This is a genomic window from Nocardia coffeae, from assembly GCF_019890715.1.
Classification (GTDB): Bacteria; Actinomycetota; Actinomycetes; order Mycobacteriales; family Mycobacteriaceae; genus Nocardia; species Nocardia jiangxiensis.
The window spans coordinates 54,999-80,172 of sequence record NZ_JAINZY010000004.1 but is presented as its reverse complement, the minus strand read 5'-3'; the positions used below and the strand labels follow the sequence as shown (position 1 = coordinate 80,172).

Below are 25,174 nucleotides of genomic sequence, written 5' to 3'. Positions count from 1 at the left end.
CCGAATCCACGCTATTGGGCCCAACCCCTTGACAGTCGGTGACTCAGGTCACAGACTACTCATCAATTCGTGTTGATCAACACGAGTTGATCAAAGAGGGATAGGTCGAACACCCATGAATGCTCGATTCAGGCGTGCAATGGCGCCGCTTGTCCTCGTCGGCGCGCTCGCCGCGGCCGCCTGCGGGCGTGGCGATCACAGCAGCTCCGGGGATTTCAAGATCGCCATCGTCACCCGCAACTTCACCAACCCGTACTGGGCGGCGTTGCGCGACGGGGCCATGGCCGAAGCGGCGAAGCTCGGCGTGAAGGTCACCGTGCAGGCCGGGCAGTCCGAAACCGACGCCGACGGTGAGAACGCGCAGATCTCCACCATGGCCGCGCAGGGCTTCGGCTGCTTCGGCGTCGTGCCGGTGAACGGCACCAACGTCATCACCCCGCTCACCGCGGTCGCCCGCAAGAACATCCCGATCCTCGACCTGGACACCCAGATCGACCCGGCCGCGTCCAAGGCCGCCGGGGTCTCCTACGCGAGTTTCATCGGCTCGGACAACATCGAGGCCGGTAAGACCGCGGGCGGGAAACTGCTCGAAGCCCTGGGCGGCACGGGCAAGGTCGCGGTCCTGCAGGGCATCGCCGGTGAGCAGAACGGCATCAACCGCGACAAGGGCTTCGCCGAGGCCGTCGCGGGCAAGCTGGACATCGTCCAGGAGGCGCCGGCGGATTACGAGCAGGACAAGGGTCTGCAGGTCACCGAGGCGATCCTGAAGGCGCACCCGGATATCACCGGCATCTTCTCCGCCAACGACACCATGGGTCTGGGCGCCGCGCAGGCGATCAAGAACGCGGGCCGCACCGGACAGATCAAGGTGATCTCCGTCGACGGCATCCAGGCCGCCCTGGACGCGGTCAAGGCGGGCACGCTCTACGGCACCGTCACTCAATACCCTTATGCCGAAGGACAACTCGCGGTGCAGGGCTGCCTGGCGCAGCACCAGGGTAAGAAGCTGCCGGACCGGGTGGTCTCCCCGATCGCGTTCATCGGGAAAGACAACGTGGATCAACAGATCTCGGCGTTCCCGCGGCCGATCGTCACCTTCGACAACCCGCTGGAAGGACTCCTGAACAAGTGAGCTCCACGGCAGATATCGCACCCGCCGATCCGGGCGGGGCCGCCGAGGTCGGTACGCGTGAGGGGCGCACCGAAATCCCGGCCAAGCTCGCCGAATACGCGGCGCCGATCGCGTTGGTCCTGCTCTGGGTGGCCTTCTTCATCGCCACGCCGGACTTCCTGACCCTGGCCAATATCGGTGACCTGTTGGTCTCCGCGACGATCCTGACCGTGCTGGCGCTGGGCCAGCAGTTCGCGGTCACCGTGGGCGGCATCGATCTGTCGGTGGGCGCGAATCTGCCTTGGTCCGCAGCACTGTTGGGCTACACGACCAGCCACGGCTATCCGATCGCGGTCGGCATCGTCGTGGCGATCGTGGGCGGTCTGGTCGTCGGCGTGATCAACGGCGTGCTGGTCGGACGGCTGCATATGACCGATTTCGTGGTCACCCTGGGCATGCTCAGCGTGCTGAGCGGGCTGACCTTGCTGCTGACGCACGGCAACACCACGGCGGTGAATTCTCCCTTCCTGCAGAAACTCGCGTTGGACGGCATCGGCCCGGTGCGCTGGTTCTGGCTGCTGGCGCTGATCGCCGCACTTCTGGTGGCGGGCATCATCTTCCGCACCCGGATCGGCACGCATCTGCTGGCCACCGGCGGACGTCTGGAGGCCGCGCGCGACACCGGTATCGCGGTGAATCGCATCCGGCTGTTCGCCTATGCGATGGCCGGGCTGCTGTGCGGGGTCGCCGGGGTGATGCTCGTGGCGCGCAACGGCGGTGCGGACCCCTCGCTGCAGACCACCTACCTGCTGAGTTCTATCGCGGCGGTGGTGCTCGGCGGATCGTCGCTGGCCGGCGGCAAGGCATCGGTGCTGGGGACGGTCGCCGGTGCGGTGCTGTTCACCTCGCTGATCAACGGGTTCACCATCCTGGGCATCTCGCAGTACTACCAGCCGGTCGCGGTCGGTGCGGTGCTGCTGTTGGCCGCCGGGATCTCCCGGTTCCGAAAGTAGGTGCGCCTCATGATGATTCAATTTCCCGACGCCGATTGCACCGGAAAGCAGGCGGATCGATGACCACTCCCCTGCTCGAAGCCAGGGACCTGACCAAATCCTTCGACTCGGTGCGCGCGCTGGGCGGGGTGTCACTGCGCATTCCCGAAGGCGAGGTGACCGCGCTCGTCGGCGACAACGGCGCCGGAAAATCGACGCTGGTGCGCTGTCTGACCGGCGTGCAGTCCCCCGACGGCGGTCAGATCCTGTTCCGCGGCGAACCGGTGCGGCTGCGCTCCCCCGAGGACGCGCGCAAGATGGGCATCGAGACCGTCTACCAGGATCTGGCCCTCATCGACGATCTGACGGTGTGGCAGAACCTGTTCCTCAACCGGGAACTGGTGTATCCGCTCGGAATCGTCAACCGCCGCGGCATGATCGCGCGCAGCGGTGAGATCATGCGTGAGCTGGACGTCGACGTGCCCTCGGTCCGCACCACCGTGCGCCGGATGAGCGGCGGCCAGCGCCAATCCATCGCCATCGCCCGCGCCGTGGCCTGGGGCAAGGCCATGGTGATCATGGACGAGCCGACCGCCGCACTGGGCGTCCGGGAGACCGCCGCGGTGGAGAAACTGGTCCGCGGACTGCGCGAACGCGGCGTCACGGTCCTGATCATCAGCCACGACCTGGCGCAGGTGATGCGGATCTGCGACAACGTCGTCGTGCTGCGTCGCGGTAGATCGGTTGCCGCACACAGCATCTCGGAAGTGGATGGGGATCGCCTGGTCGGGCTGATCACCGGCGCGATTCCGGGGAATCCGGAGATCTCGCACACCACCGAGGCGGCGTCGTGACCGTTGTGGTGGTGGGGTCGGTGAATGTGGATGTGGTGAGCGAGGTCGAGCGATTGCCCGCGCCCGGGGAAACCGTGCTGGCGTCGGGGTCGCGAACGAATCTGGGCGGTAAGGGATCCAATCAGGCCGTCGCCGCCGCGCGGGCCGGGGGCCGGGTCGAATTCGTGGCCCGGATCGGTGCGGGCGCCGATCCGGGACTGTGGAAGTCGTTGCTGGAGTTCGGCATCGCTCTCACGGCGGTTCGCGAGATTCCGGGCAGCCGGACCGGTACCGCCTATATCACTGTCGCCGGTGGGGAGAATCAGATCGTCGTCGACCCCGGGGCCAACTTCGGCTGGGAGAGCGACGCCGAGCTGGACGGGCTGAGCACCGAAACCGGACTGCTGGAGGCGGCACAGGTTGTCGTCGCGCAATTGGAAGTGCCTTTGCGCGTGGTGAATTGGGCCGCCTCGCATGCCCGGCGGTTCATCCTCAATGCGGCGCCCGGGACACGATTGCCCGTGGAGTTGCTGCGCCGCTGCGATCCATTGGTCGTCAACGAATCCGAGTTGGCCGCGGTGAGCGGGACCGAACCGGATACCCCGCAACAGGCATTCGAGCAGGCGCGGGCACTGTGCCTGCGAGGTGTGCCATCGGTGGTCGCGACGCTCGGCGCGGCCGGATCGGTCTGGGCGAGAACTACGGCCGAGGGACAAGTGACCGGCGCGTATCAGCCTGCACCACAGGTAGATACGGTGGATTCGACCGGCGCCGGCGATGCTTTCGTCGGAGCCCTGGCCACTGCCCTGGCCGAGGGCGCTGACCTCGGCGAGGCCGTCACCCTCGCCACCGCCGCCGGGGCCCTCGCGGTCCAGGCAACGGGCACCCACAGCTCCTACCCCACTCGCGAGCGCATCACGGCACTACTGCCGGATGTACCCCGACCCCGCACGCTCGCTGAATGATTCGTGCGGTACGCCCGCGTCGCGAACCCGCCTTACGTGCCCCAACCAGGAGACCCCATGCGCACCACCGGAATCATCCACGCCGAACTGGCCTCGGCCCTGACCGGGCTGCGTCACACCGACCTGTTCGCGGTCAGCGACTCCGGACTGCCGGTGCCCGCCGGAATCCCCGTCATCGACCTGGGCATCAGTTACGGATTCCCGCGCTTCGAACCGATCCTGGACCTGATCCTGCACGAGGTGACGATCGAGGCCGCCTGGGGAAGCCGTCAGGTCACCACCGAGAATTCCGAGGCCGCAACCCTGCTCGCAGATCATGTGCACGCCGAACTCATCGACCACGAAACCTTCAAGTCCCGCATAGCCGACTGCCGCTTCGTCGTCCGCACCGGTGAGGCCAGGCCCTACGCCAACGTCCTGCTGCGCGCCGGAGTCCCTTGGGCTTGACCGCAAGACGAACATCACGTGCGCGCGTGGGCCGCATCCCCCGACGACGATGACGTCACATACGATCGCCGAATGGCTGAGATCCTGGTGGAGCGGCAGGGCAGGGTTGCTGTCGTCACGGTGCACGATCCGGAGCGACGTAACGCGTTGACCAGGGATCTGTCGACGGAACTCGCTGCCGCGGTGGCGGATGCGGAGAACGATCGGGACGTGCATGCGCTGGTCGTCACCGGCACACCGCCCGCGTTCTGCGCCGGGGCCGACCTCACATTGCTGGGCGCGGCGCGGGAAGAGGGGCTTCGGGCTGTCTACGCGGGATTCCTCGCGGTCGCGAACTGCGCACTGCCGACGATCGCGGCGGTCGGGGGCGCGGCGGTGGGCGCGGGGTTCAATCTCGCGCTGGCCGCCGATATCCGTCTCGCCGGTCCCCGCGCCCGTTTCGATGCCCGCTTCCTCCAACTCGGACTGCACCCCGGCGGCGGCATGACCTGGATGGCGCAGCGAATCCTGGGCCCCCAGCGCGCCGCCGCCATGACACTGTTCGGCGAAATCCTCGACGCCGACACCGCGCTGGCCGCCGGACTGGTCCACCGCGTCGTCCTGGGCGATCACGACGCCCTCGTCGCCGAAGCCGTCGACTTCGCACGACCGGCCGCCGACGCTCCACGCGACCTGCTGATCGCCACCAAACGCACACTCCGCACCACCCGCGAACTGGCCGCCCACGCCGACGCCGTCGACGCCGAGATCGCCCCGCAGCTGGACTCGATCGACTCCCCGGAGTTCGCGGAGCGTCTCGCCGCGATGCAGGCGCGAATCAACCGCTCGCCCAAGTGATTTGACCGCAATCGGCCACTGACTCCGCGGGCGTCCGGCGTATCCCGCGCGGGATGCGAAGTGCCGCGCGGCACACCGGACGGACATCATCCCCGATCCAAATTCGTTTCGCTGACGAATAACCACTGTTGTGCACCCATCACCCCCCAACCGACCCCAGGGAACCCGACAACAGTGACGAATACCGTGATCCAGGAACAGGAGACACTTCCCGAGCCGGAGACGGCCGAACGTTCGGGGCCCGCCCCTCGGCGCATTCGCACGGTGCTGACCGGACTGATGCTCGGCATCTTCCTGGCCGCGCTGGATCAGAACATCGTGAGCGTCGCGATCGTCCGGATCGCGAACAGCCTGCACGGATTCGACGAACAGGCCTGGGCGACAACGGCGTACCTGATCACCGCGACGATCACCACCCCGCTGTACGGCAAACTGGCCGACATCTACGGCCGCAAACCGCTGTATCTGGCGTCCATCGCGCTGTTCGTGATCGGTTCGGTGGCTTGCACATTCGCGACGTCGATGTACGAGCTGGCCGGGTTCCGGGCGTTCCAGGGGCTGGGCGCGGGCGGGTTGATGGCGCTGGCGTTCACCATCCTGTCCGATATCGTGCCGCCCCGCGAAATCGTCAGGTACCAGGGCGGATTCATGGTGGTGTTCGGCAGCGCGACCGTCCTGGGACCGGTGCTCGGCGGATTCCTGTCCGATTACGATCACCTGCTCGGCCTCGACGGCTGGCGGTGGGTGTTCCTGGTCAACGTGCCGATCGGAGTGATCGCCTTCGCCGTGGTAGCCAAGGTGCTCGACGTTCCGCATGCCCGGCAGGACCACCGCATCGACTGGTTCGGCACGCTGACGCTCACCGCCTGCGTCGTGCCGCTGCTCATCGTCGCCGAACAGGGCCGGGCGTGGGGCTGGGACTCACACCGCGCGCTGCTGTGTTACGGCGTCGGGGCCGCGGGATTCGTGCTGTACCTGCTGGCCGAGTTGCTGATGAAGGATGCGGCGCTGATTCCGCTGCGCATGTTCCGCAGTTCGACGTTCAGCGTCGCCATTCTCGGCGGCACGATCGTGGGCATCGCGATGTTCGGCGTCATCGTCCTGGTTCCGCTGTATTTCCAAGTGGTGCGGGGCTATTCGCCGACCCGGGCCGGACTGCTGATGCTGCCGCTGGTCGTGGGCATCATGGTCGGGTCACAGTTGGCCGGGGTGGTCACCAAGTTCACCGGGCGATACAAGATCCTGCCGGTCGCGGGCAGTTTCGCCTTCGCGGCGGGTGCGGCGCTGTTCGGCCGGGTCGAGTACGACAGTCCGCTGTGGCAGCCGCTGTTGTACTGCGGGATCATCGGATTCGGCCTCGGCGGCTGCATGCAGACGCTGATCATCGCCGCGCAGAACGCCTGCCGCCCCGAGGATCGCGGAACCTCGACGGCGACAGCGACATTCGTACGGCAGATGGGCGGCACACTCGGCGTCGCGGTATTCCTGACGATTCTGTTCAACCTCATCCCCGGACGGATCACGGCGGCGTTCGGCAGGCAGCTCCCGGCCGATCTCACCTCGTCCGGGCTGGCCTCGCTACAGAGCGATACCAGCGGGATCGCCGCCCTGCCCGAGCAGGTGCGCATCCCGATCCTGATCGGCTACACCCACGCGATGCGCGAGGTGTTCCTCATCGCCGCCGTCGTCGCGGTACTGGCCGGTGTGGTGCTGCTGCTCATGAAAGAGATTCCGCTACAGGATGATCCGCTCGCCGAGTCGGGCATCACGATCCCCGACGACGCCGCCGAACTCCTGGACGCCGAGCCGCCGACACCGCCAGCCACCGAGGACGACCGATACCGGAGTGTGGACGCCCTGCTCGCCCGCGCCGATGCCGAGGCCGACTACTGCATCGTCGGCCACATCCGCCACGACGACGGACAACCGGTCCCCCGCGCCACGCTGACGCTGATCGACCCGCACGGTCGGCAGGTCTCCCGCGCGACCGGCGATGCGGACGGCGGTTATCTCATCGCCGCGCCGGAACCGGGGAGTTACGTGCTGATCGTCTCCTGCTCGGGCCATCAACCGACCGCGTCGGGCATCGTCATCGGTTGGACGCCACAGCAATTCGACGTCGTCCTGCACGGTGCGGGAGAGGTCTCCGGCGCGGTCCGCACGGCCGTGAACGGCACACCGGTGCCGCACACCATCGTCACCCTCACCGACGCGAACGGCGAAGTGGTCGGTTCGGCCGTCAGCACCGCCGACGGCGGATACGTCTGTCACGGTGTCGTACCGGGCACGTACACGCTGGTCGCCCTCGCCGACCACATGCGCCCCGGGGCCGCCACACTGACCGTGCCCGAGAGCCGGATCCTGAACCACGACATCGTCCTGGCTCCCCGTGCCGTCCTCGCCGGATCCGTTGTCGCGGAAGGTGATCGGCCGGTACCCGACGCCCAGGTGGCCGTCCTGGACGCCGCCGGCGGCGTCACCGCCACCGTCCGCACCGACGACAACGGCCAGTACCTCGTCCCCGACCTCACCGACGGCCAGTACACCGTGGTGACCCGCGGCTATCCGCCGGTCTCCAGTCGCATCACCGTCGCCGGCGGCGAGGCCACCCACCACGTCCGGGTCGGCTACTGGACCGAGGACTGAGCATTCCACCAGGTAATTCGCCGAAACCGCCACCGCCGAGCGTGATCGCTGATGACATGATCACACTCGGCGTCACCTGGAGGTTGTCATGTTGTCACTGCAAGAGATTTCCGATCGGCTGGAAATTCAGGATCTGATGGTGCGGTATTCGCATGCCGTCGATACCCGGCAGTGGGATCTGCTGGACGAGGTGTTCACCCCGGACGCGCATATCGACTACAGCGCGATGGGCGGGTCGACCGGAGATCTGGTCGCCACCAAGGAGTTCCTGGCGACGATGCTGCCGAATTTCCTGGCGTTCCAACACCTGATCAGCAACTCCTCGATCAGCGTCGACGGGGACACCGCGACCGGCCGCACTCTGTGCCACAACCCGATGCTGGTCGCCGATGCGCAGGGCAAACAGAGCCTGATGCTGTGCGGACTGTGGTATCTGGACACGTTCGTCCGGATCGACGGACAGTGGCGGATTCAGCGGCGCGAGGAGGAGAAGGGCTACATGTTCGTCGCGCCGTCGGCATGATGGCAGCAGCCCTCGGATCACACGGCCGTCTCCGGGCTCATCGTTAGAAACCTGTTACTGTTCCGCGGTGGGCTCAGATTCATCCCTCGCGCTCGGAGCGGTTGCGTGATCGACGATTTCCTACAGCATTGGCTGCTGTACTGCTCGATACCCGTCGTTGCCGCACTGATCGGCTGGACGACCAAACTGGTCGCGGTCGAGATGCTCTTCCGGCCACTGGAGTTCATCGGAATCCGGCCGTGGTTGGGCTGGCAGGGTGTGGTTCCCAAGGCCGCGCCGCGGATGGCGACCGTCGCGGTGGATCTGATGTTCACCCGGCTCATCGATCCCAAGGAACTGCTCAGCCGCATCGACGTCGCCGAACTCACCACCACCCTGCGCGAACCGCTGAACGAGGCCATCGCGCACATGGTGCACGAGCTGATGATGCGTTACGAACCGCGAATCTGGGTGACCATGCCGGAGTTCGCGCGCACGGCCATGATCACGCGCGTGCAGCGTGACGTGCCCACCCTGATCGACGACATCGCGACCGATCTGCGCGTCAACCTCGAACATGTGATGGATCTGCGCGCCATCGCGATCGATACGCTCGTCAACGACAAGGCACTGCTGGTGAAGCTGGTGCGCGACATCGGCACCAACGAACTGCGCTTCATCGTGCGTTCGGGACTGCTGTTCGGCACGGTGCTGGGTTTCGTGCAGATGTTCACCTGGGCCTTCACGCATTCGCCGATGTTGATGCCGCTGTTCGGCGGTATCACCGGGTTGAGTACGGATTGGCTTGCGCTGCAGATGATCTTCCGGCCGGTGAATCGCCGCTGGATTCTGGGCATCGTGCCGTGGCAGGGCCTGTTCCACAAGCGCCGCGAAGAGGTCTGCAACGATTACGGCGATTTGATCGCCACCGAGATCCTCACCCCCGCAAGGATGCTCGAAGCGATCCTGGACGGCGAACGCGCCGACCGCCTCGCCGCCATCCTGTCCCGGCGGATGGGCGAATTCATCGACGCCCAGTCCGCCCCGGCCCGCCCGCTGGTCACCCTCGTCGCCGGTGACACCATCGCCACCCTCAAGCGCGATATGGTCCCCGAGATGCTCACCTACATCCGCAGCGCCGCAGCCGGATTCGAGGAGCAGGCGATCCGCACCCTGGACCTGCGCAACCTGGTGGTCGAGAAAACCCGCAACCTCACCGACCTGGAGTATGAGGGCCTGCTGCGCCCCGCCTTCAAACAGGACGAATGGAAGCTGGTGGCGATCGGCGGCATCCTCGGCTTCCTGGTCGGTGAACTCCAGGTTCACCTCCTGCTCAGCTGATCGTCCCGCGGTTACCACAGCGGATTCCACTGAACTGCACTACATTCCAACCAACGGCGGCCCTGCGCCCGATGGGGGGCACAGGGCACCGTGCCGCGAGGTGCACCGAGCAGGCGTGGACTCCGGGCCGGATCAGACGCCCAAGCCAGTCTCGAGGGTTGGCCAGGATTTCGGGAGGGCGGCTTTCCAGTATGGCCAGGAGTGAGTGCCTATTGCGTTCCAATCGACCTGCGGATTTATGCCGGACAGCTTCATCGCGGCCAGGATGGAGACGGTGCAGTCGTGGGCGGCCTGTTCGATCGCGATCGATTCGGTCAGGGTGACCGGGTAGGTGAAGCTGGGGTCGAAGTTGGCGTCGGCGGGGCCGGTTATGCCGGTGCCGGTGTACACGAAGACGGGTTTGCCGCGCAGTTGGTCCAGGTGCGCACTGGGGTCGTGTGCTTTCCACTGCGGGTCGGTCGCGCGGCCCCACATGTTGTCCGGATTTCCGCCATCCGAGATGACCACCGGGCGCACCGACAACTGCCCGGCGTTACTCGAATACAGGCAGCCGCTGAAGGTGGCCAGCGCGCGGTACAGGGTGGGATTGCGAACGGTCAATGTCGCGGCGGCCTGCGCGCCCATCGAGACACCGCCGATCGCGTTGACGCCGTTGCCCTTCAGCAGTCCGTTCACCAGCGGCGGCAGCTCGACGGTGAGGAAGGTTTCCCACTTGTTGTGCCCCAACTTGGGATCGTCCTTCTCCCAGTCGGTGTAGAAGCTGCCGGGTCCGCCGACCGGCATCACCACGTTGACGGGCTTGTCCGCGAAGAACTGCACAGCGCCGCCGCGCATGGCCCAGGTGCTCTGCCCCTCGGTGTCGGACGCACCGTTCCCGTCCAGCAGATACAGGGTGGGACGGGACGGGCCCTGATCGGCGGGCAACAGCACGTCGAGCTGGACGATCCGCTGCATCGCCGGAGACTGCACGTAGATCTCCTCGCGCTGCGCGGAGATTCGCGTGATGTGGTCGACGGTGGCCTGGGCGTTCGCGATCGATGGCGATGCGCACAACGGTGAAACCACTGCCACGACCAGAGCAACGACATATGCCACAGGCCGACTTCTGCGAGCCGATCGGGCCGCCGGAACAATCTTCACGCCAGGCATAGTAGATAGCGCGAGGTCCGAACAACTCGTTTTCGGTGAACCGGCGAGCCGCGAAATCCGCACGCGCGAGGGCAGTCCGGTCGCAGCGGCCCGGAGCGCGCGGAACGGGCCCGGAAAAATCAGGTGAATGCCTGATATTTCCGGGCCCGTGTTTCGGGACCACCGACGAATCGGTCAGGAGATCGGCTTGGTCAGGTCGTAGACCGTGGTGCCGCCGACCGTGGTCGCGGTGTAGTGCTGCTCGACCCAGGTCGTGATCTGGGACGCCACTCCGGAGTCGCCGCCGGGGCCACCGTGGCCGCCCGCGATGAAGTAGTGGATGTCGCCGTCGGCCACGTACTGCTCGAACTGCGCCAGCGTCGGGGAGTTGTCGCTGCCGGTGAAGCCGCCGATCGCCATCACCGAAGCGCCGGTGGACAATTCGAGGCTGCCCGCAGACTGGGAGCCGATCGCGGCCGCCGCCCAACGGTAGTTGGTGCTGTTCTTCATCAACTGCTGCAGCGCGGTGTTGTTGTCCGTACCCTCGCCGAATCCGCCGCCTTGGCCGCCGGACTGCTGGGTCTGCGCCGAATTCGTTCCGGTCGACGTCCCGGACGATGCGGTGCCCGAGGGTGCACTACCGGACTGCGAGGTCCCGGAGGGCGCCGTGCCCGGCATGTTCGAACCCGTTGTGCCCGAGGGCTTGTGCGAGCCTCCGCCGCCGGGTCCGCCGCCGAAGCCCTGTCCGGAGCTCGGCCCCGAGGTCGGGATGGAACCGGTGTGCACGGTCGCCACGGTGTCGATGGTGTAGGCCGCCGAACCCGCGAATCCGAACAGCAGGCCCGCCGCCGCGACGATCACCGTGAACCGGCCCAGAGCGTGGGCGCCGACGATCAGCACCGCCGCGATCAGGATCGAACCCACCAGCACGATCCAGCGCAGCGCCGGATACCAGTCGGGGGTGCGATCGAGAAGCACGTAGTTCCAGACTCCGGTGGCGGCCAGCATCGCGCCGAGCACCACGCGGGCGGAGAGATTGCTTCTGCCGCGCCACAATTCGATCACCGACATGCCCACCAGCGCGGCCACGGCCGGCGCCAGCGCGATCATGTAGTACGGGTGGATGGTGCCCTGCATGAAGCTGAACACGATGCCGGTGACGAGAAGCCAACCGCCCCAGAGGATCAGGCCCGCCCGGGTGCGTCCGGTGCGCGGAGTGCGTCGGGTGAACCACAGGCCCGCGACCAGTCCGATCAGCGCGGCGGGCAGCATCCAGGAGATCTCGGTGCCGAAGGAGTCGCCGAACAGCCGGGTGATGCCGGTGCTGCCACCGAACATGGTGCCGCCGCCACCGCCGCCACCGCCGCCGTTGCCTTCACCGCCCAGCACACGCCCCAGGCCGTTGTAGCCCAGCGCCAGCTCGAGCAGGCTGTTGTTGGTCGATCCGCCGATGTACGGGCGGGAAGCGCTGGGCCACAGGGCAACCAGGGCCACGAACCAGCCGCCGGAGATCACCATCGCGACGCAGGCGCCGAGCAGTTTGCCGATGCGCTTGCGCAGAGTGATCGGCGCGGCGACCAGGAAGACCAGTCCCAGCGCGGGCAGCACCAGGAATGCCTGCATCAACTTGGCCAGGAAGGCGAATCCGACCGCGACACCGGCCAGCGCCAGCCAGCGACCGCTGCCCTTCTCGGTGGCGCGCACCGTGCAGTAGGCCGCCGCGACGAGCAGGAACACCAGCAGCGCATCCGGGTTGTTGAACCGGAACATCAACGCGGCCACCGGCGTCAGCGCCAGCGCGCTACCCGCGAGCAGCCCGGCCGCCGGTCCGCTCCAGCGCCGCACCGCGGCGTACACCAGAGCCACCGAGGCCACACCCATCAGCGCCTCGGGCAGCAGCATCGAGAACGAGCTGAAGCCCAGCAGACGACCGGACAGCGCCATCACCCACATGGCGGCGGGCGGCTTGTCGACGGTGATGGAGTTGCCCGGATCGAGCGAGCCGAACAGCAGCGCCTTCCAGCTCTTGGTGCCGGATTGCACTGCGGCGGCGTAGAAGTCGTTGGCCCAGCCGTTGCGGGTCAGGCCCCAGAAGTACAGGAACGCGGCCACGACAAGCAGAGCCCACAGGCTCGGCCGGACCCAGCGCGGTTGGTCGGGTGGTCCGTAGAGCCAGCGATGCAGCGGCGGTCGCCTGCGCGGCTCGACGGTCTCAACGGGTGCGGCCCGGTGGACGGGCGCGTCGGTGATCGTCATCGGTTGGTCCTCTCATCGGTCCCTACCATGTTCGGATTCCGCGATGGGCCGGATATTGGTCCGCCCTGTGCGCATCCTGTGAAGTCTTCGGCCCGGTTGCGAGCACCGCCGATGCATCGGCAGCACCCCCTGTGACCTGCTGATTCGATATTTCCCGGCTCGGTGGGCTAAGGTTTCTACTCGCCGCGGGAACGCGGAAATGCGGATGTAGCGCAGCTGGTAGCGCATCACCTTGCCAAGGTGAGGGTCGCGGGTTCGAATCCCGTCATCCGCTCTCTGTATTTTCTGAGACAACGCCCCTGAGTTCGGGGCGTTTTTCTATATCGGCTACCAAACCGGTGAATATCCCGGGTCAAGACGGTATTTGTCGCCCTGTCGGCTGCTATGGCCGTAGGCCCTGCGAGGCGGTCGCCTACGCACTGACGAAACCGCATGCACATCGGCACAAATCCGCACCACACCCGAATACAAATCCGCACCCGCTCCAAGCCTGGAACGGGTGCGGATCTCCATCACATCCTCCTGATCATTGTGCGGCTGTCAGGTCGTAGACCGTGGTGCCGTCGATGGTCTGGGCGGTGAAGTTGGCCTTCACCCAGGCGGAGATCTCCGAGGACGCCTCGCTGCCGCTGTTCGAGGAACCACCACGCATGCCACCCATCACCGACGCGTCGATGAAGTAGTGGATCTTGTGTTGGGCCACATAGGTTTTGAACTGCGCCAGGGTCGGCGACGGGTCGGTGCCGTTGTAGCCGCCGATGGCCATCACCGGAGCGTCCACGGCCAGCTGATATCCGGCGGCATTGTCCGAGCCGATGGTGGCCGCCGCCCAGGTGTAGTTGCTCGCGTTGTTCTTCAGTGCCGCAACGGCATTCGCACCGGGATCGACGCTGCCGAACGGACCGCCGTGTTGACCTCCCGGATTTCCGGCCTGGGAATTACCGGCCGCGGTTCCGGCGCCGGGCGCGTTCGCACCTGTTCCGGTAGTCGGATTGGACTGTCCGCCTGCAGCATTCGCACCACCGTCGGCATTTCCGCCGCCGTTCCAGTGGCCACCGCCCGGTCCGCCGTGGCCGCCGCCCGGGAAGCCCGCACCGTCCGGGCCCGCCGAGGGCATGGCTCCACTGTGCGTGGTCGTCACTGTCGCAACAGAATACGCGGCGGGCCCGGCCAGACCGGCGACCACGGCCAGCAGCAACGCCAGCGTCGCAGCGACCTCGGGCAGCCTGTCGACCACCAGCAGCAGCACCGCGGTTAGTACCGACGCGGCGACGACGACCGGAGCCAGCCAGGGCAGCCAATCCGAGGTCCGCCGCAACAGCACCCAGGCCAGCGCGGCAGTCACCAGCAACGTCCCGGCCAGCACGATGCGAGAGCGAATGTCGTTGCGGCTGCGCCACATCAGCGCCGCGCCGATTCCGACGGCGCCGACGATCGCGGGCGCGAGAGCCACGGTGTAGTACGGGTGCAGAATTCCGTTGGCGAAACTGAACACACCACCGGTGATCACCAGCCAGCCCAGCCAGACCAGCAGCGCCGCGCGGGTGCGGTCGGTGCGCGGGGCCCGCCGGATCACCCACAGTCCGGCCACGCCCAGGATGACCGCCGCCGGGATCAACCAGGCGATCTGACCGCCCATCGAGTCGGCGAACAGCCGATTCCAGCCGGCGTCGTAGTTGGTGTTGCCCAAACCGCCGGTCTCATCTCCGGTCAACCGGCCGATGCCGTTGTAGCCCAACGCCAATTCGAGCACGCTGTTGTTCTGCGAGCCGCCGATATAGGGCCGCGAACCCGCGGGCCACAGCGCCACCAGGGCCAGATACCAGCCCGCGGACACCACCAGCGCCAACGCCGCGACACCGGCTTGCAGTAGCCGTCGAGGCCAAGACCGTTGCGAGGCAATCAGATACACCACCAGCAGTGCGGGGATCACCAGGAAGGCCTGCAACATCTTGGCCAGGAAACCGAACCCGATGAACACGCCCGCCAAGGGCAACCACCAAGCGGCGGAATCCTTCTCGACCGCCCGCAGCGTGCAGTAGGCGGCCGCGGTCAGCATCAGCACCAGCAGTGCGTCCGGGTTGTCGTAGCGGAACATCAAGGCGGCCACCGGCGTCAGCGCCAGCACGGCTCCGGCCAGGATCCCGGCCCAGTGCCCGCCGACCCTGCGCACCGCGGCATACAGCACCGCGACCGCCGCGACGCCCTCGAGCGCCTGCGGCACGAGCAGACTCCACGCGTTGAAGCCGAACAGCCGGGCGGAGATGTCCATCACCCACAGCGCACCGGGCGTCTTGTCCACGGTGATCGAATTCGCCGCGTCACTCGAGCCGAACAGCATCGCCTGCCAGCTCGACGACCCGGCCTGTACGGCCGCGGCGTAGAACTGGTTGGCCCAGCCGCTCGCCCCCAGATCCCACAGATACAACACCGCCGTCGCGACCAGCAGGGCCGCCAGACTCAGGCGCCGGATCCGCTGCGGCCGCCGGTTCGCGGCGGGCAGCGGCTCCGGCGGGGCGGCTACAGGTTCCAGCAATGTCGAGGTCACGCTGTAATCCTGCTGACCATTCGTGGTTCCTCACTAGGTCGCCGCTGTGCACTTGCTGTGAGCCTGGAGCGAGCGGGGTCATGCCTCAGGCCGCGTGAGCAGCCGAGTCGGCCGTGACCAGCGGCAGCCGGACGGTGAATTCGGTGCGGCCGGGCACACTGTGCACGCTGATCTCACCACCGTGCGCCTTGACCACGGCGGCCACGATCGCCAGTCCCAGCCCGGTGCTGCCCGCATGCCGCGACCGCGAGGAGTCACCGCGGGCGAACCGCTGGAACACCTCCGGCTGCAGCGCGGCCGGGATGCCGGGTCCGTCGTCCCGCACGGTCCACACCGCCGAACCGTCGGCATCGATATCGAGCGCGGCGACCACGGTGGTGCCCGGCGGGGTGTGCACGCGGGCATTGGTGAGCAGATTCGCCAGGACCTGATGCAGCCGGGCGACATCGCCGAGCACCATCACCGGATGATCCGGCAACGACAGATCCCAACGGTGATCCGGGCCCGCGATATGGGCATCAGTGACCGCGTCGACGGTCAGCGGGGTCAGATCGACGGGCTGACGTTCGAGCGGACGGCCCGAATCCAGCCGCGCGAGCAGCAGCAGATCCTCCACGAGTCCGGACATCCGGTGCGCGGCGGCATCCACCCGGCCCATAGCGTCCGCGACGATCGGCGGAACCTCGTCCCGGTTCCGTTGCGCCAGTTCGGTATAGCCGCGAATCGCGGCCAGGGGCGTACGCAATTCGTGGCTGGCGTCGGCGACGAACTGCCGCACCCGGATCTCACTGTCGTGCCGGGCCGAGAGCGCTCCGGCGATATGGTCCAGCATCCGGTTCACGGCCGCGCCGAGTTTGCCGACCTCGGTGCCCGGATCGGAGTCCGACTCCGGAACACGAACGGGCAGTTCGACTTCCCCGCGATCCAGTGGCAACCGGGCTACCCGGGCCGCGGTCGAGGCGACCCGATCCAGCGGCGCGAGGGCACGGCGGATCACCCAGACGCCCACCGTGACCGCGACGGCCAGTGCGACGATCGTGACGATCACCGAAACGGCCAGTCCCCGCATGAGTGTCGCGTTCACCGAGGCCATCGGCAGCCCGCTGACGACGGTGGTGTGCTTGTAGGTCTGGCTCGCCACGACCCGATAGCTGCCGACCCCGTCCAGATCTATCGTGACCGGCTTGTTGTCGGTCGCGAGGTTCGCCAGCTGACTCTTCGCGGTGTCACTCAGCGATACCTGACTGCCGTCGGAGCCGATTTTGCCTGCGGCCGTTACCTTTCCGTCGGCGACCACAGCGCCGATGGAATCAGGCTGAATGCCGCCGCGGTTGAGGAAGGTCGGGCCCGGCCCGGACGTCTTGGACTCCGGGGGATGTGGCGGCGGATGCACGGCGATGTCGTCCGGCAGGTGCCCGACGCTGGGGCCACCGCCGGAGTCGAACACCGCGTGGGTCTCGGTATCCATCAGCTGCGAATCCAGCTGGTGAACCAGGAACTGTTGCAGCGCAAGCTCTGTCGCGGCTCCGATGCCGACGACCACGAGCACCAGCAGCAGCACCTGACCGACCAGCAGCCGCAGTCGCAGCGACCAGCGTCGCGGGGACCAGCGGCCGGAACGGGGGTAGGGGTCCTCCCGGACAGAATCACGAGAGTCGAACCCGGTGCCGGACAGTCGGCGCGATCGCCGCCGCAACGGCACCGCCGCCGCGCCGGAAGCGGGTGGCTCAGGTAGCAGGTTTGAGGACATAACCCGCACCCCGGAGCGTGTGAATCATCGGCTCGCGCCCGTTGTCGATCTTCTTGCGCAGGTAGGAGACGTACAGTTCGACGATGTTGGAGGTGCCGCCGAAGTCGTAGTTCCAGACCCGGTCCAGGATCTGCGCCTTGCTCAGCACGCGTTTGGGATTGCGCATGAAGAAGCGCAGCAGTTCGAATTCGGTGGAGGTCAGGGTGATCGGGTCGCCGCCGCGGGTCACCTCGTGGCTGTCCTCGTCCAGGACAAGATCGCCGACGACGATCTGAGCACCGCTGTCGTGCAACGTGATTCCGGTGCGACGCAGCAGGGCGCGCAGCCGCAGCACGACTTCCTCGATGCTGAACGGCTTGGTGACGTAGTCGTCGCCGCCCGCGGTGAGCCCGGCGATGCGGTCCTCGACCGAATCCTTGGCGGTCAGCAGCAGGACCGGCAGGTGGGCGATCTCCGCGCGCATCTTGCCCAGGACCTCGAGTCCGGTCATATCGGGCAGCATGACGTCCAGGACGACCACGTCGGGGCGCGTCTCGCGAGCTCGGGCGATGGCGGTGCGGCCGTCACCGGCGCTGTGCACCTCCCAGCCTTCGAACCGCAGCGCCATCGACAACATCTCGGCCAGCATCGGCTCGTCGTCGACGACCAGCACGGTCACGGGACTGCCGTCGGCGCGACGCATCACGGGGCGTTCGGTCGGGGTATTGGCACTGGTCATAGCGGTCACCTCATCATGGTCACGCCCGCCGCTCGGAGCGGGCTTTGTCCCGGCTGTGCGCTACCTGTGAAACGTACACCGACCCCGAAAACCGTCCTGACCAGGGCACACATATCCAACACTGACTGCGCGCACAGCCCGCACCCAGCTTCGCCGCACACGGTGGAGCGAACACCGACGACCCTGTCGGGCCCTCGTACCCAAGGAGTACTTCCATCATGACCGCTCCCGAGCAGCCCCAGCGCCCCGAGCAGCCCGAACACGCCGAGCCGGCCCCCACCGAGCCGACCTGGGGCGCCCCGCAGACCACCCCCTCGACCTGGAACACCCGCAAGACCGTCGCCACGGTCGGCATCGCCGCGGCCATCGCCGCCGTGGGTGGCGGAGTGATCTATGCCGCCTCGGGCAATTCGTCCGAGCACGGCGGATTCGGCGGGCCCGGCGGTGGCCCCGGCTGGAGTATGAACGGCCCCGGCGGCCAGGGCGGAGCGAATTCCTCCGGTCCGGGCGGAGCGAACTCCGCTGCGGGCGGCGCGATCGGCGCACCGACCCTGCACGGACAGTTCGTGATCTCCGACGGCAACGGCGGATACGCCACCGAACTCACGCAAACCGGAACCGTCACAGCGATTTCCGCCGATTCGATCACGGCGAAGAGCACCGACCAGTACATCCACACCTACACCATCAACACCTCGACGCAGTCCGAGTCCGGTCTGAAAGTCGGTGACACGGTGAGCATCCGGGCCACCGACGCCAACGGAACCTCGACGGCCACGGTCATCACCGAGCCCAGCGCCAACCAGAACGGCAGCGGTCCGAGCCGTCGCAACAGCCGCACCTCCGCACGTCCGGGCGGCGCGAACGACGGCAGCAACAGCAGTGATCCGAACCAGATGCCCAGCGGGCCGGGCCAATTCGGTCCCGGCGGCATGGGTGGCATGAACGGCGGGCCCGGAACCCAGATGGACGCACAGGGTCCGACGACCAACTGATCCGCCCCGCCCGCACCGATAACTCCGACCAGGTACGAAGCCCGGAAAGGCACACGATCAACTGTCCAATGCCGAGCACTGCGTTGCGCAGGAATCGCAAGGGCGGTCAGGGCATCAGATCCGGCGCCCATGGTTCAACCGGCGTGAGCTGCATAGCGGGCGCAGCGGATCAGGCCAGGTGACGCACGCGATCGACGAAGTCGGTGACCTGCGCGGTCGTGGGCGGATCAGCTCCACGGCGGGTGCAGGTCAAGGCTGCTATCAGCGCAGCCTCGTCCAGGAGTTGAACCACGTCGGTTTCCGCCATGGCCTGCAAGGCTTTTCGCCGATCCGCCCCGAGCAGGTCGCGACGATGCAGACCGGCGAGCAGGCCGGTGGAGAAGGCGTCACCCGCGCCCACGGTGTCGACGACGTCGATCGGCAGGCCGGGGCGGTGCACCGACATGCGATTCTCGGCGGTGGCGGCGAGGGCGCCGTCACCACCGAGGGTGACGACGACCAACGCCGGGCCCCGGCATGCCCAGTCGGCGAGGACGTCCTGTGCCGGACGTCCGGGATAGAGCCAGGCCAGATCCTCGGAACTGACCTTGACCACATCGGCCAGCGACAACACGGTCTCGACCCTGCTGCGCGCCTGCTCGTGAATCATCAACTGCGGCCGCATATTCGGGTCGTAGGAGATCGTCGCGGCGGGCCGGGCGCGTTCGATCAGCCGCAGCAGGGCATCGGCCCCGGGTTGCTGCGTCATCGCCAGCGAGCCGGTGTGCAGGGCGACCACATCACCGTCGAGCGCATCGGCCAGTTCGGTATCGGTCCACTGCCAGTCCGCGGCGCCATCGATGCGGAAGTCGTACTGCGCCACGCCGTTCTCATCCAGATCGACGATGGCCAGTGAGGTCTGCTCCTGCGCCTGGATCGTGTGATCGAGGCTTATATCGTTGTGCCGCAGATGGTTCCGGACCCGGTTTCCCATCGCACCGGCCCCGATCCGCGCGAGCAACCGCACCGGCGCACCCAGCCGGACCAGACCCACGGCGACATTCGTCGGACTACCGCCGGGCATCGCCACGAAGTGTCCCGGGACGTCGGCGGGCACGAGATCGACCAACGCTTCCCCGGCCACGGCGATGATGCGCTCGCCTCGCGCCGCCGCCTCCCCGGATTCTCCGTTCACCTCGCACACCTCCTCACCGACCTCGATCGCCGCCACGGAAAAGACAACGTTGTCAGAGACAATAGACAGCGGCCTGCGGCCCGTCCAGGGATTCGGAATATCGCCCTGGATATGCGCAGATCACACTTCCCCGACATGCTAGAAATAGACGGTGTCAGCGTTGTCAGGTCCGCGCGCACCGGACTCCGGGCCCGATTCGCCGCTACCCGCCGCCACCATGCGCGAGGTCGCCGCATTGGCGGGTGTGAGCATCAAGACCGTGTCGCGGGTGGTGCGTGGTGAGGCCGGGGTGTCCCCCGCGCTGACCGCACGAGTCACCGAGGCCGCCGCGATGCTCGATTACCGGCACAATCTCGCGGCCAGCACGTTGCGCGGGCGCGGGCAGAAGACCGCCGCGATCGGCCTGGTCTTGCTGGACGTCGCCAATCCGTTCGCCGCGGCCGTGCATCGCGCGGTGGAGGATTTCGCCCACGGCCGTGGCACATTGGTGTTCGCGGTGTCGAGCGACGAGGATCCGGACCGTCAGCGCGAGGTGCTCGAGGCCCTGCTGTCCCGTCGCGTGGACGGCCTCATCGTGATGCCGGCCGGCGCCGATCACCGCGTCCTGCTGCACGAGCAGATGCGCGGCACCCCGGTGGTTTTCGTCGATCGCGCACCGGAGTCGGCCGAATTCGACAGCGTCACGGCCGATAACCGCGAGGGCGCACTTCGCGCCGTGGAACACCTTGCCGCACAGGGCCATCGCCGCATCGCCTACCTCGGCGACCTGCACACGATTCAGACCGCCGCACACCGCTATGCGGGATACGTCGAGGGCTTGGCCCGAACCGGAATCCCCCTGGACCCCAGTCTGATTCACACCGACCTCCACTCCCCCGAAGCCGCCACCGCCGCGGCCGAATCCCTGCTCACCCGCCCCGACCGCCCCACCGCGGTCTTCAGCGCCCAGAACCTGATCACCACCGCACTCCTGCGCACGATCGGCAAATACCACCTGAACCACGACATCGCCCTGGTGGGTTTCGACGATCTCCCCCTCGCCGACCTCATCACCCCACCCCTCACCGCGATAACCCAGGACCCCGCTCGGATCGGCCACACCGCCGCCGAACTCCTCTTCGCCCGCCTCGACGGCAACACGTCCCCACCCCAGCACCGAGTGATCCCCACCCGGCTCATCCCCCGAGGCTCCGGCGAGATCCCGGCCGACCCCCGACCAGGGCCGAGAATCACCGCTGAGCCCTGCCCCATCCACACCGATGACCCAGGCAGGTACCAGCCAGCACAGCGGACCATCGCCCCCGAAACGAGCTGACACCGTAGTCCGACCTGCAGTTATCATGACCGGCATGGGTGTCCCACACGTCGCACCACCGAATCTTCCGGCGTTCATGACCTGGGAGGAGCTCGAACTTCTTCCCGAGGAGATCGCAGGCCAGATCGAATTATGGAACGGGCGCGTCGTGTGGGCACGGCGCGGTCCGGCGGAACATCAGGATTTCACGAATCTGCTGTGGTCAAGCCTGCGACGTTGTGCCCGGCAAGATATGCAGGACAGTCTCGACCACTGCTGGCGAGTGTCGACCGAAACGAACATCTTCTTCGGAGAAACCGGGAAGTCCGACTACGTAACTCCCGATTTCTTGATATACCGCTGCCTCGAACAGGAGTTTCAGGATATCCGCGCAGCGGATGTCTACGTTGCCGGAGAGGTCATTTCCCCCTCGAACCCCGATCGGGACATCGAAGCGAAGAAGGCTCGTTACGCGCGCGCGGGCATCGCGTGGTACTGGGAAGTACTGATGGGGCACTCGCCCCGCCGAATCAAGACCATCCGGGCGTATGCACTGGAAACCGGCCACGGGAAACTGCCGGCGGGCGTTACACCGCTACATTCGGCGAACTACATTATCGCTGGGGAGTGGCGATCGGGCGCACCCGACGCCGACGATATCGACGACGGCTCAGTGCATAATGAATTCGATTCCGACGGAATCACTTTCGATTTTCCGTTCCCCATTCGAATCCCGTGGACCGAACTCGAATACTGACATACCGCTCGAAAGGCTCGGCGGGTGCGAATCAGTTGGTTGCGTTGAGATCTCGCCCGAGGCTGGCGGCGGCGTCCTCGAGCATCGGGATGATGGCGTCCATGTCCAGACCGGAGACCCGGGCCTGGGGACCGGAGATGGACAGGGCGGCGCGGGTCGGCGCGTCGGGGATGGCCACGGCGAAGCAGCGGACGCCGATCTCCTGCTCACCGTCGTCCTGGGCATAGCCCAGCTCACGGATGTGGTCGATTTCCTCGCGGATCACGGCCGGATCGGTGATGGTGTGAGTTGTGCGGGGGCTCATCGTGATTCGCGACAGAATGCGATCGACCTCGGCGGGTGGCAGGGTGGCCAGCACGGCCTTGCCGACGGCGGTGCAGTGCAGGTCCACCCGCTGACCGACCTCGGTGAACATCCGCATGGCATGCGGCGAAGGCACCTGCGCGACGTAGACCACCTGATCTCCGTCCAGCACGGCCATATTGGAGGTTTCCCCGGTCAGATCCCGCAGCCGCGTCAGATGCGGGCGAGCCGAGGCGCCCAGCACCCGGCTGGCCGTCTCGCCGAGCCGAATCAGCCTGGGCCCCAACGAGTATCGCCGCGAGGGCTGCTGCCGGACGTATCCGCCGGAGATGAGCGTGCGCAACAGCCGATGAATGGTCGGCTGCGGCAGCCCGGAAACCTCCGCGAGCTGGGACAGCGTCGCCTCCCCACCGGCGTCGGCCACCAACTCCAGCAGCTCGAAAGCCCGATCGACGGACTGCACACCGCCACTGGTCCGCGTCTGCGTCTCGGTCACGGCGTCGCTCCTCCTCGATAGGTATTTCCACCATCTTGGCAGCGAATTCCGCCATTCGGAAGCTCGGGTCGGTCTAGAGGGCCCTGCGAACCACCGCTCAGCAGAAACCTGGAATGCCGTGCCAGGCCCGGCCGGGATCCGGTGCGTCGTCGCGCTCGACGGTGGCTTCGATCAATCCGTAGGGCCGGTCCGCGGCGATGAACACCTCACCCGGATTGTCCACGCCGAAACGCTCCAGGTCGTATTGGAAGTGGTGCTTGTTCGGGGCCGAGAAGCGGATCTCGGCGACGTCCGGATGCTGTTCGAGTACCGCGCGCCCCATGCTGTAGAGGGTCTGTTGCAGCGCGTAGGAGTGCACAACCGCGAACTCCCGCAACAGGATCGAGCGAATCGAGTCGAAGCTCCCGTCCCAGTCGATCGCACCGGTGGGGTTGTATCGCCAGCGCGCGACCAGGGAGGTCGCCATGATCCGATCGGTGGTCGGTTCCAGGGTGGTGTATTCGTCCTGGAAGAACCCGTGGAATTCCGAACCGGTCGACTTCAGCACCACCAGATCCTTGATCCCGGACACCACGTGCGCCCGCCGATCCGGTCCGGCGCCGTCGATATTGACCACCGTCGTGCGCACCCCGCCGCCGGTCCGCACGAAGGAGTGGTCGTGCGGCACGCCGTCGACCGGGATGCGATCCCAGGCGTACTCGTCGATCTCCACCCGCGCGCCGTCCGCGCCCGGACAGGCGCCGATGAAGTGGTCGCCGAGGGTGAGCGCGAAATCCTCGATCGCGGCCACACCCTTCTGCTTGGCGAAGGCGAACACGGTGTTCTTCTGCGTATCGGTGGGCAGGACATCGCGCTGATCACCGGTGATGTGCGCGTCCTCGAACCGGCCGCGCAGCGCGGTGGAGACGTTGAGGTCGCGGATCCGATGCCGATCGGTGTCCCGGAAGACCCGCACGAGACGGTTCTCGGCCTTGCCGTACTGATTGGGCCCGAGCTGGATGGCCATGGGTCAGCTCCCTCGATAGGTGGAAATGGCGAACGGGGACAACAGCAACGGAACATGGTGGTGCTGTTGCGGATCGGTGATGGTGAAGGTCACCGTCACCTCGGGGAAGAAGTGGTCACGGTCGCCGTAGTAGGCGCCCGTGTCGAAGATGAGCCGATGATCTGCGGCCTCGACCCACTCGGGACCGAGGGTGGTGCAGCGGCCGTCCTGGTCGGTGCGACCGGAACCCAGTTCCCGCCAGCCCTCGGGCGTGCGCACCTCGAGCCGGACGGGGACATCGCGTGCGGGGTGACCGCCCGCCGTGTCGAGCACGTGGGTGGTGATGGCGCTACGGGTCATGGAATTACCACCCGTTCCAGTCGCTTTCGTGCGATCGCGGCGAGTTCTCTTCTCGTGACCAGGATTTCGGCATCCGGCTCGTTGTCCAGGCGCTCGGTGAGATCGGCGAGCATCTCCGGCCCGGTACGACCGGCGGCGCACACCAGATAGATGAGTCCGAATCTGGCTTCGTAGGCGAGATTTCCCGCCCGTAGCCGTTCGAGCAGCGCGGCATCGGCGGAGTCGACGCCGGACTGCTCCCCCGCGGCCTGTGAGCCGGGGGCGGTGGCCGCACCGATCCGGGGGTGATCGGCCAGCGCGGCGCGCACCTGTTCGGGACGCAGTGCGAGCACCTCACGTTCGGCCAGGGACAGCAGGCGCGCGCGGTCGGCATAGGGCCGCGCGGCGGCGACCACGTCGATCCACTCCGGCAGGCCGACCACCTCGCCGAGCGCGGTCCGCCAATCGTCGCCGGGCAGCTGGTTCAGCTGCGTCATCGTCAGTGGTCGTCGCAATCGCCACACCTCCGAGTCCCATTGTTCCGGCGGGATCGCGACCGGAAACCGAACGACCGAATCACGCCAAAACTTCTACATTGTGGAATTCAAGTTCCACTATCGAGAATCTAGAACCGATCGCAACACCCTGTCAACGGTTCGCCCGGATCCACGAAAAGTGTTGACCACCATGCCCGACAGGCGTTACCGTCGTATTACGGAAGTGAAATTCCACATTACGAAACTCGTTCGAGACGGCC

The 25,174-nt window shown here is 66.9% G+C and carries 22 protein-coding genes and 1 tRNA gene; 13 read left to right on the top strand and 10 right to left on the bottom strand.

What is annotated here, in order from left to right; all coding sequences use genetic code 11:
- The first annotated feature begins 139 nt into the window (after positions 1 to 139).
- The 9 genes from K7711_RS17215 to K7711_RS48930 all read left to right on the top strand — a co-directional run bounded on the left by K7711_RS17215 (position 140) and on the right by K7711_RS48930 (position 9,674).
- Positions 140 to 1,132 carry a sugar ABC transporter substrate-binding protein gene (locus K7711_RS17215; protein WP_235747357.1) on the top strand — a complete coding sequence of 331 codons (993 nt, stop codon included), beginning with the start codon at positions 140 to 142 and terminating at the stop codon, positions 1,130 to 1,132.
- Positions 1,129 to 2,124, top strand: a complete 996-nt coding sequence (locus K7711_RS17210; protein WP_040831778.1) for an ABC transporter permease — start codon at positions 1,129 to 1,131, stop codon at positions 2,122 to 2,124. Before K7711_RS17215 ends, K7711_RS17210 begins: the two co-directional genes overlap by 4 nt.
- A gap of 59 nt (positions 2,125 to 2,183) precedes the next feature.
- Entirely contained in the window at positions 2,184 to 2,957 is a 774-nt protein-coding gene (locus K7711_RS17205; protein WP_222970453.1) for an ATP-binding cassette domain-containing protein, read from the top strand.
- Positions 2,954 to 3,901, top strand: a complete 948-nt coding sequence (locus tag K7711_RS17200; RefSeq protein WP_222970452.1) for a ribokinase — start codon at positions 2,954 to 2,956, stop codon at positions 3,899 to 3,901. Before K7711_RS17205 ends, K7711_RS17200 begins: the two co-directional genes overlap by 4 nt.
- Positions 3,902 to 3,958: 57 nt before the next feature.
- Entirely contained in the window at positions 3,959 to 4,348 is a 390-nt protein-coding gene (rbsD, locus tag K7711_RS17195) for a D-ribose pyranase (RefSeq protein ID WP_222970451.1), read from the top strand.
- Between the two features lie 72 nt (positions 4,349 to 4,420).
- Positions 4,421 to 5,185 (top strand): enoyl-CoA hydratase, encoded by a 765-nt coding sequence (locus K7711_RS17190; RefSeq protein ID WP_222970450.1) that lies wholly within the window; start codon positions 4,421 to 4,423, stop codon positions 5,183 to 5,185.
- Between the two features lie 174 nt (positions 5,186 to 5,359).
- Entirely contained in the window at positions 5,360 to 7,831 is a 2,472-nt protein-coding gene (locus K7711_RS17185; protein ID WP_308014794.1) for an MFS transporter, read from the top strand.
- A gap of 88 nt (positions 7,832 to 7,919) precedes the next feature.
- Complete coding sequence (locus tag K7711_RS17180; protein WP_222970449.1) at positions 7,920 to 8,354, top strand: nuclear transport factor 2 family protein; 435 nt, start codon at positions 7,920 to 7,922, stop codon at positions 8,352 to 8,354.
- Between the two features lie 105 nt (positions 8,355 to 8,459).
- Complete coding sequence (locus tag K7711_RS48930; RefSeq protein ID WP_222970448.1) at positions 8,460 to 9,674, top strand: DUF445 domain-containing protein; 1,215 nt, start codon at positions 8,460 to 8,462, stop codon at positions 9,672 to 9,674.
- Between the two features lie 132 nt (positions 9,675 to 9,806).
- Here the strand turns inward: K7711_RS48930 and K7711_RS17170 are convergent, their stop codons facing one another.
- Complete coding sequence (locus tag K7711_RS17170; protein ID WP_308014793.1) at positions 9,807 to 10,769, bottom strand: alpha/beta hydrolase; 963 nt, start codon at positions 10,767 to 10,769, stop codon at positions 9,807 to 9,809.
- 228 nt (positions 10,770 to 10,997) lie between these two features.
- Positions 10,998 to 13,058 carry an ArnT family glycosyltransferase gene (locus K7711_RS17165; RefSeq protein WP_222970446.1) on the bottom strand — a complete coding sequence of 687 codons (2,061 nt, stop codon included), beginning with the start codon at positions 13,056 to 13,058 and terminating at the stop codon, positions 10,998 to 11,000.
- Between the two features lie 201 nt (positions 13,059 to 13,259).
- Between K7711_RS17165 and K7711_RS17160 the strand changes: the two genes are divergently transcribed.
- Positions 13,260 to 13,332, top strand: a tRNA-Gly gene (locus tag K7711_RS17160).
- Positions 13,333 to 13,584: 252 nt separating this feature from the next.
- Here the strand turns inward: K7711_RS17160 and K7711_RS17155 are convergent.
- The 3 genes from K7711_RS17155 to K7711_RS17145 all read right to left on the bottom strand — a co-directional run bounded on the left by K7711_RS17155 (position 13,585) and on the right by K7711_RS17145 (position 18,038).
- The gene (locus K7711_RS17155) at positions 13,585 to 15,606 is read right to left on the bottom strand and encodes a glycosyltransferase family 39 protein (protein WP_222970445.1); all 2,022 of its coding nucleotides are present in this window, start codon (positions 15,604 to 15,606) and stop codon (positions 13,585 to 13,587) included.
- A gap of 85 nt (positions 15,607 to 15,691) precedes the next feature.
- Positions 15,692 to 17,356, bottom strand: a complete 1,665-nt coding sequence (locus K7711_RS17150; RefSeq protein WP_222970444.1) for a sensor histidine kinase — start codon at positions 17,354 to 17,356, stop codon at positions 15,692 to 15,694.
- Positions 17,334 to 18,038 carry a response regulator transcription factor gene (locus K7711_RS17145; protein WP_051194541.1) on the bottom strand — a complete coding sequence of 235 codons (705 nt, stop codon included), beginning with the start codon at positions 18,036 to 18,038 and terminating at the stop codon, positions 17,334 to 17,336. Before K7711_RS17145 ends, K7711_RS17150 begins: the two co-directional genes overlap by 23 nt.
- A gap of 254 nt (positions 18,039 to 18,292) precedes the next feature.
- On the opposite strand from K7711_RS17145, the gene K7711_RS17140 reads away from it, so the two are divergent.
- The gene (locus tag K7711_RS17140; protein ID WP_222970443.1) at positions 18,293 to 19,069 is read left to right on the top strand and encodes a hypothetical protein; all 777 of its coding nucleotides are present in this window, start codon (positions 18,293 to 18,295) and stop codon (positions 19,067 to 19,069) included.
- A gap of 169 nt (positions 19,070 to 19,238) precedes the next feature.
- Here K7711_RS17140 and K7711_RS17135 read toward each other — a convergent pair whose 3' ends face one another.
- Complete coding sequence (locus K7711_RS17135) at positions 19,239 to 20,243, bottom strand: carbohydrate kinase family protein (protein ID WP_222970442.1); 1,005 nt, start codon at positions 20,241 to 20,243, stop codon at positions 19,239 to 19,241.
- A gap of 151 nt (positions 20,244 to 20,394) precedes the next feature.
- Between K7711_RS17135 and K7711_RS17130 the strand changes: the two genes are divergently transcribed.
- Complete coding sequence (locus K7711_RS17130) at positions 20,395 to 21,558, top strand: LacI family DNA-binding transcriptional regulator (protein WP_308014792.1); 1,164 nt, start codon at positions 20,395 to 20,397, stop codon at positions 21,556 to 21,558.
- Between the two features lie 34 nt (positions 21,559 to 21,592).
- The gene (locus K7711_RS17125) at positions 21,593 to 22,294 is read left to right on the top strand and encodes a Uma2 family endonuclease (protein ID WP_235747356.1); all 702 of its coding nucleotides are present in this window, start codon (positions 21,593 to 21,595) and stop codon (positions 22,292 to 22,294) included.
- Between the two features lie 31 nt (positions 22,295 to 22,325).
- On the opposite strand, the gene K7711_RS17120 is transcribed toward K7711_RS17125, so the two are convergent.
- From K7711_RS17120 to uraD, 4 genes are all read right to left on the bottom strand, one after another.
- A complete protein-coding gene (locus K7711_RS17120; protein ID WP_222970441.1) occupies positions 22,326 to 23,093 on the bottom strand; it encodes an IclR family transcriptional regulator in 768 nt (255 codons plus the stop codon).
- Between the two features lie 97 nt (positions 23,094 to 23,190).
- Positions 23,191 to 24,099 (bottom strand): factor-independent urate hydroxylase, encoded by a 909-nt coding sequence (gene pucL / locus K7711_RS17115; protein WP_222970440.1) that lies wholly within the window; start codon positions 24,097 to 24,099, stop codon positions 23,191 to 23,193.
- Positions 24,100 to 24,102: 3 nt separating this feature from the next.
- Positions 24,103 to 24,438, bottom strand: a complete 336-nt coding sequence (gene uraH, locus K7711_RS17110; RefSeq protein ID WP_222970439.1) for a hydroxyisourate hydrolase — start codon at positions 24,436 to 24,438, stop codon at positions 24,103 to 24,105.
- Positions 24,435 to 24,932, bottom strand: a complete 498-nt coding sequence (gene uraD / locus K7711_RS17105) for a 2-oxo-4-hydroxy-4-carboxy-5-ureidoimidazoline decarboxylase (protein WP_222970438.1) — start codon at positions 24,930 to 24,932, stop codon at positions 24,435 to 24,437. Before uraD ends, uraH begins: the two co-directional genes overlap by 4 nt.
- Positions 24,933 to 25,174 lie beyond the last annotated feature (242 nt).

Coding starts and splice junctions, on each gene's coding strand:
- K7711_RS17165 (WP_222970446.1), bottom strand. CDS start 13,058: ATGACGATCACCGACGCGCCCGTCCACCGGGCCGCACCCGTTGAGACC.
- K7711_RS17190 (WP_222970450.1), top strand. CDS start 4,421: ATGGCTGAGATCCTGGTGGAGCGGCAGGGCAGGGTTGCTGTCGTCACG.
- K7711_RS17150 (WP_222970444.1), bottom strand. CDS start 17,356: ATGTCCTCAAACCTGCTACCTGAGCCACCCGCTTCCGGCGCGGCGGCG.
- K7711_RS17215 (WP_235747357.1), top strand. CDS start 140: ATGGCGCCGCTTGTCCTCGTCGGCGCGCTCGCCGCGGCCGCCTGCGGG.
- K7711_RS17205 (WP_222970453.1), top strand. CDS start 2,184: ATGACCACTCCCCTGCTCGAAGCCAGGGACCTGACCAAATCCTTCGAC.
- uraH (WP_222970439.1), bottom strand. CDS start 24,438: ATGACCCGTAGCGCCATCACCACCCACGTGCTCGACACGGCGGGCGGT.
- K7711_RS17145 (WP_051194541.1), bottom strand. CDS start 18,038: ATGCGTCGCGCCGACGGCAGTCCCGTGACCGTGCTGGTCGTCGACGAC.
- rbsD (WP_222970451.1), top strand. CDS start 3,959: ATGCGCACCACCGGAATCATCCACGCCGAACTGGCCTCGGCCCTGACC.
- K7711_RS17140 (WP_222970443.1), top strand. CDS start 18,293: ATGACCGCTCCCGAGCAGCCCCAGCGCCCCGAGCAGCCCGAACACGCC.
- pucL (WP_222970440.1), bottom strand. CDS start 24,099: ATGGCCATCCAGCTCGGGCCCAATCAGTACGGCAAGGCCGAGAACCGT.
- K7711_RS17180 (WP_222970449.1), top strand. CDS start 7,920: ATGTTGTCACTGCAAGAGATTTCCGATCGGCTGGAAATTCAGGATCTG.
- K7711_RS17125 (WP_235747356.1), top strand. CDS start 21,593: ATGGGTGTCCCACACGTCGCACCACCGAATCTTCCGGCGTTCATGACC.